At 48.5% G+C, this 12,436-nt stretch carries 13 protein-coding genes; 3 read left to right on the forward strand and 10 right to left on the reverse strand.

Annotated features, from left to right (window positions below; translation table 11 throughout):
* From ABFC84_17450 to ABFC84_17465, 4 genes are all read right to left on the reverse strand, one after another.
* The coding region (locus ABFC84_17450; GenBank protein MEN6414526.1) for a hypothetical protein at positions 1–472 on the reverse strand (472 nt) is incomplete at its 3' end.
* Positions 473–531: 59 nt separating this feature from the next.
* The gene (locus ABFC84_17455; protein ID MEN6414527.1) at positions 532–1,896 is read right to left on the reverse strand and encodes an MFS transporter; all 1,365 of its coding nucleotides are present in this window, start codon (positions 1,894–1,896) and stop codon (positions 532–534) included.
* A gap of 343 nt (positions 1,897–2,239) precedes the next feature.
* Entirely contained in the window at positions 2,240–3,829 is a 1,590-nt protein-coding gene (locus ABFC84_17460; protein ID MEN6414528.1) for a sigma 54-interacting transcriptional regulator, read from the reverse strand.
* A gap of 408 nt (positions 3,830–4,237) precedes the next feature.
* Positions 4,238–5,227: a helix-turn-helix transcriptional regulator gene (locus ABFC84_17465; protein MEN6414529.1), complete on the reverse strand. Its 990-nt coding sequence runs from the start codon at positions 5,225–5,227 to the stop codon at positions 4,238–4,240.
* 229 nt (positions 5,228–5,456) lie between these two features.
* Here ABFC84_17465 and modA point away from each other — a divergent pair, with 229 nt between their 5' ends.
* From modA to ABFC84_17480, 3 genes are read left to right on the forward strand one after another with little or no spacing between them, the layout of a single operon-like run.
* Complete coding sequence (gene modA / locus ABFC84_17470) at positions 5,457–6,260, forward strand: molybdate ABC transporter substrate-binding protein (GenBank protein MEN6414530.1); 804 nt, start codon at positions 5,457–5,459, stop codon at positions 6,258–6,260.
* 12 nt (positions 6,261–6,272) lie between these two features.
* Positions 6,273–6,935, forward strand: coding sequence for a molybdate ABC transporter permease subunit (modB, locus tag ABFC84_17475; GenBank protein MEN6414531.1), 663 nt, complete (start codon positions 6,273–6,275; stop codon positions 6,933–6,935).
* Positions 6,936–6,946: 11 nt separating this feature from the next.
* A complete protein-coding gene (locus ABFC84_17480; GenBank protein MEN6414532.1) occupies positions 6,947–7,594 on the forward strand; it encodes an ATP-binding cassette domain-containing protein in 648 nt (215 codons plus the stop codon).
* A gap of 68 nt (positions 7,595–7,662) precedes the next feature.
* Here the strand turns inward: ABFC84_17480 and ABFC84_17485 are convergent, their stop codons facing one another.
* The 6 genes from ABFC84_17485 to nifB form a co-directional block, all read right to left on the reverse strand.
* On the reverse strand, positions 7,663–7,869 hold the full coding sequence (locus ABFC84_17485) for a TOBE domain-containing protein (protein MEN6414533.1): 207 nt from the start codon (positions 7,867–7,869) through the stop codon (positions 7,663–7,665).
* Between the two features lie 286 nt (positions 7,870–8,155).
* Entirely contained in the window at positions 8,156–9,031 is an 876-nt protein-coding gene (locus tag ABFC84_17490) for a hypothetical protein (protein MEN6414534.1), read from the reverse strand.
* Positions 9,010–10,131, reverse strand: coding sequence for a hypothetical protein (locus tag ABFC84_17495; protein MEN6414535.1), 1,122 nt, complete (start codon positions 10,129–10,131; stop codon positions 9,010–9,012). Before ABFC84_17495 ends, ABFC84_17490 begins: the two co-directional genes overlap by 22 nt.
* A gap of 20 nt (positions 10,132–10,151) precedes the next feature.
* Positions 10,152–10,790, reverse strand: coding sequence for a Fe-only nitrogenase accessory AnfO family protein (locus tag ABFC84_17500; GenBank protein MEN6414536.1), 639 nt, complete (start codon positions 10,788–10,790; stop codon positions 10,152–10,154).
* Between the two features lie 21 nt (positions 10,791–10,811).
* Positions 10,812–11,120, reverse strand: coding sequence for a 2Fe-2S ferredoxin (locus tag ABFC84_17505; protein MEN6414537.1), 309 nt, complete (start codon positions 11,118–11,120; stop codon positions 10,812–10,814).
* Complete coding sequence (nifB, locus tag ABFC84_17510) at positions 11,117–12,370, reverse strand: nitrogenase cofactor biosynthesis protein NifB (protein ID MEN6414538.1); 1,254 nt, start codon at positions 12,368–12,370, stop codon at positions 11,117–11,119. Before nifB ends, ABFC84_17505 begins: the two co-directional genes overlap by 4 nt.
* Positions 12,371–12,436: the final 66 nt, after the last annotated feature.

The raw sequence follows: 12,436 nt of genomic DNA on the forward strand, positions 1-12,436 counted from the left end.
CCACTTCGGCAAAATCGGCTTCCGTCAACCCTTTTTCCAAAATCAATCCGCCGCCGTGAAACTTAACTCCGCCCGGTTTGGCATTCTCGAAAGACTTGTGGGCCAAAATCGCCAAAGCCTTTACCCCTGTAGGATCCTTCGGCCTGCCGGGAGTATGACACTCACCGGCGGAAATCATCGTCGTCACACCGCCGTGCAAAGAACTGCTGATAAAATCAAGCATTCTCTGCCGGGGCGTAAAATCGCCAATCACCGGATGCACATGGGAATCGATAAATCCCGGCATAACCGCCATGCCGCCGACATCAATGGTCCTGACATCCTTTTTTCCCTGCATGGTATCCGCTAATCTTTTGTCCCCAATGGCCGTAATTTTTCCCTCCTGAATGACAAGCGTGTCACCTTGTAAAACAGGATGATCAATATCCCCGGAAACCAGGATACCAATATTGGTTACTACTGTTGCTGCCATACCTTTCACTCCTTTTATAATAGGGAAATAAAATTCTCTTTCCCAATAATAGCGCGTCCCTACAACTGCTTGCCCCTCGTTTCAACGCCAAAGGCCATAACAAAAAATCCGGCGAGAATAAAGGCCCCGGCAATCACTCCGTAGACACCGGCAACTCCCATCACATTCAGAAAGGATCCGACAATGAGCGGTGCCAGCATGGAACCGAACCGGGAACAAGTAGCCGCCCAGCTGGTTCCGGTAACTCTCACACCTGTCGGATACAGCTCCGGCGTATAGGTGTATGTAATTCCCCAGACTCCAGAAACAAAAAACGAAGTAATAACTCCCAGTAAAAGAACTTCACCCGTATTCAAATTTTGACCAAGGGCTATCCCAAAGATAACAGCGGCAACACCGGATAACAACAGGTTACCGATCAACAACCGCTTTCTCCCCCATTTATCCATCAAATAGGCCGATAAAATTTGATTGGGAAGATACGCCAACTGCATAAAAAACACATATTGAAAGGACTTCACCATGCTGTGACCGGCCTTGACCAGGAGAGTCGGCATCCAGGCAAACAAGCCGTAATACCCGAACATCCCCAGAAACCACAGCACCCACAGCATTATAGTCCGCTTCACATAGTCCGATGAGAACAGCGTACCCACTGAAGTCTTTCCCATATCCGGCACGGCATTAACCGAGGCAGCGTCTACAGGCGGTACCGTATGGGTACGGGACACAATAGTTTCAATCTGGCTCACCACGGCATTTGCCTCTTCCACTTTCCCCTTTAAGGCCAGCCATCTGGGAGACTCCGGAATATGAAGCCGGACTACCCAAATATATAAAGCAGGGATCGCACCGGCTACAAACGCCCAGCGCCAGCCGGCAGCCGGGATAATAAAAAAGGCGATAGCCGCGGCCGCCAGCCAGCCGACAGCCCAGAAGCAGTTCAGCAGGCCCTGAACCTTGCCCCGGTCGCGGGACGGAACAAATTCACCCAACAAAGCCGTTACAACCGGTGTCTCTCCCCCCAGCCCCACTCCAACAAAAAAGCGGAAAATGACTAAGGACCAGAAATCCCAGGCTACAGCACACAATAAGGAAAATACGGAAAAAATCAGCATAGTCCACTGAAATACAGCCTTACGACCCCACCGGTCGGCAATCGGCCCGGAGAAAAAAGCCCCGACCAGCATTCCCGCCATACCGGCGCTTAAAATCACGCCCACCTGGCCCGGCGTTAACTGCCAGGCTTTTACCAGTGCGGTAACAACGAATGTCACCAGACCAACATCAAACGCATCAAAAGCCCAGGCAAACCCATTTACCGTCAGCATTCTGTAATGAAACGGCGATAGCGGCAATCGGTCCATTCTGGCGATAATTGATTTAATTTCCTGGTTATCCATCTTCATATAAGCTTCTGCCATTTCCCTGACCTCTTTCCCATTCAAAACATCTTTTCCAACCAGCTGCCCTTAACGCCAAAATATCGTACGCCTTTTTTCTTTCGCTTTTTTATTATGCAATATTCATGCCAACAGCACCTCCCAAAAAATTAATTCATAGTAATTCCGGCGAAAAGCCGCAAAATATTACCGAATACCAGTAAAAATTTTTAAGTCAACCCGTTTATTGCCCAAAAAACAGAGTTTTGGAACCATGGCCTTTCCTTTGAAGTGCAAAGCTGCAATCAAGCTTTCATTTTTGAAATAAACTCTTGATAATCCCTTATTATATGGTTATTTCTTTTCTTATCGCGTTCTGATACTTTCAATCTTGAAACATATCGAGTTCGCGCATCCTGCGCCATAAGGTAGTCGTGCTGATCCCCAGTCGTCGAGCTGCCCGGTTGCGGTTATTTTTTTCTGTTTCCAGGACAGTCGCAATAATATGTTTTTCTGCTTCCTTCAGCGCGTCGCGTAGATTTAACCCGATCATCCGGCCATTTATCGGGGGTGCGGCATCCCGGGAATGGAACTGGGAGGGAAGATGGGTTACCAGCAGCACACTGTCATCCACACTGGCCATATTTAAAGCACTTTCGATGCAGTTCTGCAATTCCCGGACATTTCCGGGCCACGAATAAGACTGAAAAAGTTCTAAAACCTGGGAAGAAACATCCACAATGTATTTCCCCAAAACCATGCTATATTTTTTTATAAAATAATTAGTTAATACAGGAATATCGTCCAGCCGGTTCCTCAGCGGCGGCACTTTTAATTCCACCACATTGATACGGTAGAATAAGTCTTCCCGGAACGTATTTTCCTCGACCATTTTCCGCAGATTCTTATTGGTGGCGCAAATAATCCGCACATCTATCGGCACCGGCTTCGTGTTGCCGATCCGGGTCACTTCCCGCTCTTGAATAACCCGCAGCAATTTTACCTGCAGATCCATGTCCATTTCGCTGATTTCATCCAAAAAGACTGTCCCATGATCCGCACTTTCAAAGATTCCCGGCTTGCCGCCCTTTTTTGCTCCGGTAAAGGCACCGTCTGAATAACCGAATAAGTTACTCTCGATTAATGACTTCGGCAAGGCGCTGCAATTAATTGCAATAAAGGGTTTTGCCCGCCGGTCACTGGCGTTGTGGATCGCCTGGGCAAACATTTCCTTACCGGTTCCCGTTTCTCCGTATATCAATACGGAGGAGATGCTTTTGGCTACATATTGTGCCATATTTTTACACTGCTGCATATTTTCGCTGCGCTCAATAATATCGTTAAAATCATAGCGTGCGTATTGGGATTTTTTCATTTCCTCTACCAGTTTATGTTTTTGGGAAACAACCACTTCATTGTTAAACCCGAACCCATAATTCTTCGCAATAGGGATTCGCACTGCCATCGCACCGGGAACCGATATGGACTCACCGATAACCGGCGTTTGCTTTTCCATCGCCACCTGAGCCGCCCTGCTGACCTTCCCAATAAAAGTTTCTTTATCGTTCCCCATATAATCTACGCTTTTTATTCTTCTTCCCATTTCATCAAACAAAACGGCTTCTCCCCCGGCCACTCGGGCAACCAGCGGCAACGCTTTGGCTAAGGCATCCAACAAATTTTTATCCCGTTCCACCCGTTCCACATTGCTGCAAGAAAGTACATATTCACCAATTGGTAAAGCCCATGCGTACGCCTCACCAATTAGCTGTGATGACCCGAAAACGGGCATCTGCTTCTCCATGGCATCCAGTGCCAACCGATAGACTTGACCGTCATACTGGCTTTCTTCCCGGCCGGAAGAGTCGACGGTTCTCAGCCGGCGACCCCCGGAATCGGTAACAGTTGCAAATCCGCCGGTGGTTTGCGCAATAACCGGCAGCGCTTTATACAATTGATCTAGCAGTGATGTCATCATTCTGCTCCCCCTATTCAAGTAAACCTTATTAAAAATTTGATTGAATATTCTGTGAATTATATAAGTTCCTTTTTTAGTTTTGCAAGAATCATGCCAAAAAATTGCCATAAAGATGCCCGCTAGTTTGGTCCCCCCTTTCAAAAATTAAGAAAAGACTTGGCTTGCACCACGCCCGTTGGGATGACGGCAGAAACCTTCGTCGTTCTTATGTCATCAGCAAGTATCCGTCCATTTATACTTCTTATACTTCCTGAATGACAAAAAAAGCCAGCCGGAAATAAAAGTATTCCTGCTGGCACATCATTGTGTAATCAATAAATTATGTTATCATTTGTATTATACATCTGATCCTAGTCTTATTTCAAGTATGAGATAAAAAAGAAAAACAGCCGATGTTTCTTTTTCTCAAATTTCGGCTATAATTTCGCCGGTACGAGTCAGGTCATAGCCGCCGATCCCGGAGACTTCATTGCGGAATGAATCGGAACGCAAAATCGCCAGAAGATTTTTCATCAGCGCAGTATCCATATTTTCTTTCCGGATCACCAGGTCATATCGCTCCCGCTGCAGAGGAATAAAATCAATTTTTTTAACCTGAAGAGCGGCTTTTTCAATTCCCAATCCTACATCGGCCTCATTGCGACTGACACAGCTGGCAACCGCCAAATGACTCATTTCTTCGTGGGTATAGCCATAAATTTCGGCGTGCTGTATTCCAAGCAGCCGCAGCTGCTCGTCCAGCAAAACCCGGGCACCGGAACCTGGCTCTCGGTTTACAAACCGAACCGAGGGAGAGATTAAATCTTGCCATGTAAGAATCCGTTTGGGATTGCCCTTTGCCACATAAAAGCCCTCCATGCGATACGCTAGATTGATGACCAACGTATGCTGGCCGGGCAGCAGCCGCCGAACGTAGGGAAGGTTATAGCTATCGGTATCGCTGTCCCAAAGATGAGTGGTAACCGCATTGGCAGTGCCATGATATAACGCCAGCAATCCGTCAATACTGCCGATATAATTACGCAAGCAGGGCACTGCTGGCAGCGCCCTTTCCAGATGGCGGGTAAGAATGTCCAAAATGATGTCCTGACCGCAAAGAATCAATTGATCCCGCGGTAAAGTATAAGGTTCAAGCGATTTGGCAGGCTGATTTTCAGCCGCCGGGGAATTACCCTTGGATTTATGAATATAGTTTTCCAAATCGAAAGCTTCGATCCGCATCTTGCGGCCAACACGATAGGCGGCCAGGTCACCCCGCTTAATCATTTCATACACGGTATACCGCGTAATTTTAAGGATACGAGCCACTTCTTCCGGTGTATAGGATACTGTTTCCGCCATCATCCCGCCTGCTTCCCGTTCCTCTCGGAGAATTTTATATAAATACTCTTGCATTTATATTACAACAAACTGTATAATAACACCATAGTAGTTACGTTTGGTTACGTTTGGTTACGTTTGGTTATGTTTGGTTTAGTTTAAGATATAAAGGAATAGTGAGTAATTTATTGTCAAAAGTATTATTCTACCGATACAAAGTTGTGTCAGTCAATGCACGAATTACCTGCGAAGACTGGCCTTTTTTATATATAACTTTAACTTGCTATGGCAGGGAGGACTAAGAATGAAAAAACATATGGTATTGTTGTGGATCAGCCTGCTGATAACAGCAGCCTTACTCGTCACAGCCTGCGGCGGAAACAAACAGGCATCTCCGGCTCCCGCCCCTCAGACTGTCGAACTCAACGTATCGGCTGCCGTAAGCTTAAAAGACGCGCTGGCCGAAATCCAAACCAATTATCAAAAGGGCCATCCGAATGTTAAATTGGTCTTCAATCTCGGTGCGTCGGGTTCCCTGCAAAAGCAGATCGAACAGGGAGCGCCGGCCGATATCTTCATTTCAGCCGCTCCCAAGCAGATGAATGAATTGGAGGCCAAAAATCTCCTCAATAAAGCGACCCGGAGGAATCTGGTGGAAAACAAGCTGGTAGTCGTCGTACCTCCCGACTCTCCTTTAAACATTACGCAATACGAGGATCTGGCCAACGGCAACGTGCAGAAAATCAGCATCGGCGAACCGGCCGTGGTACCGGCCGGCCAATATGCCCAGGAAGTGTTTCAGAAATTAGGCATCTGGGATAGTCTGAAGGATCGGCTTGTTTTGGCAAAAGACGTTCGTACGGTGCTGGCCTATGTGGAAACCGGCAATGTGGATGCCGGTGTTGTCTATAAAACCGATGCAGTATCCAGCACAAAAGTAAAGATTGCCGCCACTGCACCGGAAGGCTCTCATCAGCCCATCGTATATCCCGCGGCCTTGCTGGCCGGCAGCAAGCAGGAGCAGGCGGCCCAGGAGTTTCTGTCCTTCTTGACAACGCCGGAAAGCCGGGCTGTCTTTGAAAAAAACGGTTTTACTATGAGCAAATAAGAGGAACGAACCATGATCGAATGGCAGCCAATTTTTCTTTCATTAAAAGTAGCAGGCGTCTCGCTGATCTTCGTCTTTCTGTTTGGCGTGTCTTTTGCTCATCTGCTGCATAACCGGAGCTTTCCCGGAAAAACGGCTCTGGAAGCGTTTTTTACCCTGCCGCTGGTACTGCCGCCGGTAGTTACCGGGTTTCTTCTGTTAGTGCTCATCGGTAAGAACGGTCCGGTAGGACAGCTGCTGCGAACAACATTAGACGTTCAACTGGTATTTACGCCTTACGCCGCTGTTCTGGCCGCCGCTGTCGTGGCCTTCCCGCTGATGTATCAAAATGCAAAAGCAGCCTTCCAAAACGTAGACGCCACCTTGGAAGATGCAGCCCGGACACTGGGCTCCAGTGAATGGCGGGTATTTCTGACGGTTACTCTGCCGTTATCCCGCTCCGGTCTGATGTCAGGGGTTGTATTATCTTATGCCCGGGCCCTGGGAGAATTCGGCGCCACCATGATGGTCGCCGGCAACATACCCGGGAAAACCCAAACCATTCCTCTGGCTATTTATTTCGCCTCGGAAGCCAATGACCTGACTGCTGCCGGGATTTATGTTCTGATTATCAGTGTGCTGACATTTATTCTGCTTTTCTTGGTAAATTCCTGGAACAACAGAAAAAACAGCTGAGGGGGATTTTGATGCTGGCAATTGATATCAAAAAGCAACTGGCTGATTTCACGCTGGCTATTGCTTTCAAAATTGAAAATGACATCCTGGTATTATTCGGTCCCTCCGGCTGCGGCAAAACTACCACCCTGCGCTGCATTGCCGGACTGGCTCAGCCGGACGCAGGCTCTATCGTCTTAAACGAAAAGACATTTTATTCCTCCCGGGAAAATGTCTTTATTCCTCCCCGCTGCCGCAAAATCGGCTATGTTTTTCAGGAATTCGCCTTATTCCCTCATATGAACGTAGAAAAAAATGTGTATTACGGCGTAAAAAAACGTAACATCGCAACGACTCAATTGTATGAAAAAATCATGCCTGTGCTGAAAATCGATCATCTGAAACAACGGCAGGTTCAGCAGTTGTCCGGCGGTGAGAAGCAGCGGGTAGCCCTTGCCAGGGCGCTGATGGCACAGCCCCAGCTATTACTACTGGACGAACCCCTTTGTTCCCTGGATAAGAAAACCCGTCTGGAGCTCCAGACGGAGCTGAAGCAGCTGCAGCAGGCCTGGAGCATTCCCTTTATTTTGGTAACCCACGATATGGAAGAGGCAACCACCCTGGGAAACCAGATCCTGTTCCTGGAAAAAGGCCGGCAGCTCCCTTATCGAACTGCCTAAGCAGAAAATAAGGTTATTTCAACTCATTATGGCTGAAATAACCTTTTGTTTTCTTACGTAGTTGGAATTTACGCCTTGAGGACCATCATTTCCGTAGCTTTTACAAGAGCCGTAACCTTGTCCCCGGCTTTCAAATTCAAATCATCAACGGAATCCACGGTAATAGCAGCTACCAGTTCAGTTCCTTTAAAATCCATAACAACCTTAGCCATCACTGCGCCTTTCACAACTTCTTTCACCGTAGCTTCCAGCTTATTTCTGCCGCTGATTTTCACATTCATCACTCCATTTCATCAGAATTATGTCGTTACTGATAAAATAGCATAAATTCTGTTTAAAATCAACATATCCCCTTCAATAATGAGTTACTCTTGCTTATCTATAATCAGCGCTGTTTATCTTCGATTTTCTTCTATTTTTATTTGCTTTTGTTTGTGCCAATTTGTTTTTAACTTTCCATAAATTGTATACTAGCAAAATAAGTAACTTAAGTTAACTGAACCCAATCAAAAAAATAATAAATACAGCAGACATTCAAATTTATCGAACTGTCTGCCACCGTTATTGCTGCAGCCCGGACGGTAATCCCATTCGGCTGCCGGTAATCGGTTTATAAGGAAACGGCTGCCGGTTCGCCGCCCGATTGACTTCGGCGATCAGCGACGGCAAAGCGTCCGGCCGAATGCCGGTCGCTTTGCCGTAAAGCTGTTCGGCTGCCAGCACCAACTCCTCCAGCGCCGCATTTCCCGCCCGTTCTCCCATACCGGTCACCGTAGTGCTGACCAAGGTAACACCGGCGCGAACAGCCGCCAGGGCATTGGCCGCTGCCAAGCCAAAATCATTGTGGGTATGAATTTCAATGGGCAGCGAACACCGTTCCTTTAAAAAACGCATGGCAGAATAGGTTTGCAGCGGCGTTAGGCAGCCAACCGTATCGGCATACCGTATCCGCACCGCCCCCAGCTCCGCCGCCGTATCGGCTACGCGAAGAAAGAAATCCGGGTCGGCCCGGGATGCATCTTCGGCTCCTACCGATACGGTACAGCCAAATCCGGTTGCCAGCTCAATACAATCCACCAGATTATCCAGGACCCACTGCCGGGTCTTTTGTAATTTACGCTGAATATGAAGCTCGGAAACCGGCACCGAAATATGAAGATAAGAAAAGCCGCAGCGAATAGATGATAAAATATCCTTGCGTACAGCGCGGTTCCAGGAAAATACGACAGCGTTGAATTTTCCCTTCAATATATGATTAAGGGCTTCGAATTCATTGCCTCCCATAGCCGGTACACCGGCCTCAATCCAGGGAACTCCCGCTTCATCCAAAGCCCGGGCAATCCTCAGCTTTTCCTCCGGTGAAAAGGCGACTCCGGCAGCCTGCTCGCCGTCTCGCAATGTGGTATCGATGATCTCTAGCTGATTTTGCATAAACATTCGCCTGCCTCCTTTGCTTTGGCCGGCATATCGGCAGAAGAAATGCTGCCATACAGCTGCTTTAATTGTTTGTCGCTGACAGGTCTTTTTTCGGTGACAGCCAGTTCCCGTACTTTTTTTACGATCCATTCGGCTTGTAACTGAGATAAGCCGATATCCCATTGAGCAAATTTCGCTTTGATCAGAGCCGTACCGGAATGCTTTCCCACCACCAGCCGGCGGGACAGCCCTACGGTTGCCGGTGAAAATGCTTCGTACAGTTCCGGCTGTTTCAGCACCCCATCGGCGTGAATCCCCGATTCGTGAGCAAAAATGTCCGGACCGATAACCGCCTTGGTTGACGGTACTTGCAGCCCCATACATTCCAAAGCCTGGCTGCAATACGCCGCCAAATGGTTCGTGCCGCCGCCAGACATTTCCAGCAGTTGTCCGGCGGCCAAAAGAACTTCCTCGCAGGCCGGATGACCTTTGCTGCCGACCCCGGCAACAGAGACGGCAACCCGCTCCGCCCCTCCCTGAAGAGCGCCGAGACAATTGGCGGTAGCCATTCCATAATGATTATGACCATGGTATTCCAGTATCGGCCTTTCCTCCTGCCGCCCCAGGGTATTCATTGCTTCATAGGCGGCAAAAGAATCCATAATACCGGCAGCGTCACTGTAAATCAATGATTCCACAACACCGCCCTGCAGGGATGCGGCCATATGATCCACCTCCGTCAGCGACAGCTCCGATGCATTGTTGATTTCCAGAGAAACAGTTAAGTCCATATCTGCGGCAGCCTGCAAAACATGGATAACCTGCTGATCCACCCGGGACCCGGGAGAATGACGGTACACGACGATAATCTTCTTGAATCCCTTTTCTGCCGCTATGTGCAGTTGAGAAAGAGAAGGAGCAATACGCCCCCGCAAATAAGGGTACAGATTATTGATGACCCCGATCCAGCTGTAAGGAACCCAGTCCTGTACCCAGACATCGTACAGATCCAAAGGCAGTTGGCGCAATATGCGTACCAGTCGCAGTAACCCAGACGGGGAAATCTTTAACCGCATTGCTTCCGATAAGGTCTGATCCAGACAAACAATCGACCGATTCATCCGCTTGCACCTCCCAGCCGCTAGACCGTTTTTGCGGCACTATTTTTATTGTGAAGCGTAATTTCATAATGGTTGATCCCCAGCTTGACAATATCTCCGGCAAAACGACCGCTCCTCAATTCACAGTCGATCCAGGGAGGAACATGGGCACAAGTGACAGTTAAGGTGGAAAAGTCGCCTTGCCGCAAAAACGGCACTAATACCTGCTTTGATGTAACACCGCTGCTGCTTTCCTGAATATCCTTCAATGAGATGGAGTATTTTCCCTCACCTAGACGGACCGGCGAAGGGAGTTTGATTGGGCTGGCCTCGGCCCTTTTCTGCCGCTCCTTTTCTTCTTTTGCCAAGATATAATCCAAGAAATCAACCGGGTTCCCCGAAATTTCCCAAATACTGCACTGGGCTTTTTCCAGTTCATAATAGGGTAAGCCGGTAATCTCCCGACCGGCGACAATCTTGCAGTCCGCCAGAAATCCGATGATTTCGGTCATGCAGCGGCGAAGTCCTTTCAGGCCCTGGGACTTGTCGAAGCGGCACTCCATCCGGCGGGATTCCCGCCAGCGTCCCTGCTGCCGCTGATAAACCACCAATTGGCAATTTTCCTGCAGCGAAGTCGTTTCGCTGTTTTTATCCAGAACGGCTGCTGCTTCCCGTCCCATACTGACTCCCCCTTTCAGTGTTTAGATTTCCAGGCGGGCTACAACCTTGCCGCCTTCAATGTGCTCATCCATAATTTCGGCCACATCATCCGGTGTCACATGACCATACCAGACATTGTCCGGATAAATCACCACAATCGGACCCTGATCACAAAGGCCAAAACAGCCCGTATTGTTGATAAAGACTTCTCCTTCCAGTTCCCGCTCCTGGATTTCTTCCATAAAGGACGTAACAACGTCGACTCCCTGTTTCGAATGGCAGAAGCCTTTTTGTTGTCCGTTCACCCGTGAACTGGTACAGACAAAAATATGATGCTGCGGTTTATTCATCCTGTTCTTACCCTTCTTTCTTCACCTTTCTTCTGCGCCAATTGCTGCGCCGCATAGATGAGTCCTGTTTCTACCGTATCACAATATTCAATGCTGTCGATACCCCGATCGGTCAGCTGTTTTTTTGCATTCAGGCCGATGCGCATGGTCAGGACGGCATCACAATTCTTCAGTGCTTTGATCGTTCCTTCCCGGCGGACTTCCTCGTCATCGCAGTCAGGCATCCCCATGCAGTATTTTTTTACTCTCCGGTACTCCAAAAAAACAAAATCTTCGCCTTTACCCTGATAAATGGCAAACTGTTCGGCATGACCGAAATGCTGATCCACCAGCTTGCCGTATTGGGAAGTCACTGCGATCACATACCGTCTGCCAGCAGCACCGGGTTCCACCTTCCTGTCGGCCGATGGCTGCAGGGACATCCGGAATTCCTGGGATCGGTCATATTCCAGCAGGCCAATGGCATCCGCCCGGCACTGCTTGCAATGATGCATCTGAGTCAGATCCAGTTCGCAGGATCGCCGCATTTGTTCAATATCTTTCATACTGGTCTGGGGAAAATGTTCGAAAGTACTGCCCTGGGCTGGAATCAGCGGCATAATATTGGTCATAAAAGCGCCTAACTCTTTTGCCTTTTTCACTACCTGAGGAATATGATGGTCATTGATGCCGCTGACCATGACAATATTCACTTTGACTAAAACACCGCCGGAAGTTAATTTGACGATGCCTTCCAGCTGCCTGCCTAAAAGCAGCTTTGCTCCTTCAACACCCTGATATTTATGTCCCTTATATCGGACAAATTTATAAATTTTGGCACCGATTCCCGGATCAATGCAGTTCATGGTTACCGTTACATGCTGTACCCCCAATCGGATGATCTCCGCCGCATAGTCCGGCAGCATCAGCCCATTGGTGGACAGGCAGAACACGATGTCCGGATTATCGGCTTTGATCAATGCAATGGACCGTTTCGTCTGTTCCCAGTTGGCCAGGGCATCGCCCGGTCCGGCAATCCCCACCACGCTGAGATAATCCAGCTGACTTTTCACCCAGTCAAATTTTTCTTTTGCCAGCGCCGGAGTTAGCACTTCGCTGGTTACTCCGGGACGGCTTTCGTTGACACAATCAAACTTGCGATTACAATAATTGCAGCTAATGTTACAGCCGGGAGCAACCGGCAAATGCATCCGCGCATATTTCTGGTGAGCTTCAAAAGAGTAGCACGGATGTTTTTTCGTTTTTTCCAAAAGATCAGCCGGCATTGGCCGATTCGCGTGTTTTGAGCAGGATGTGCACCCCATGATTCTCACCTC

Source organism: Veillonellales bacterium (assembly GCA_039680175.1).
In the GTDB taxonomy this organism is placed as follows: Bacteria; Bacillota; Negativicutes; order JAAYSF01; family JAAYSF01; genus JBDKTO01.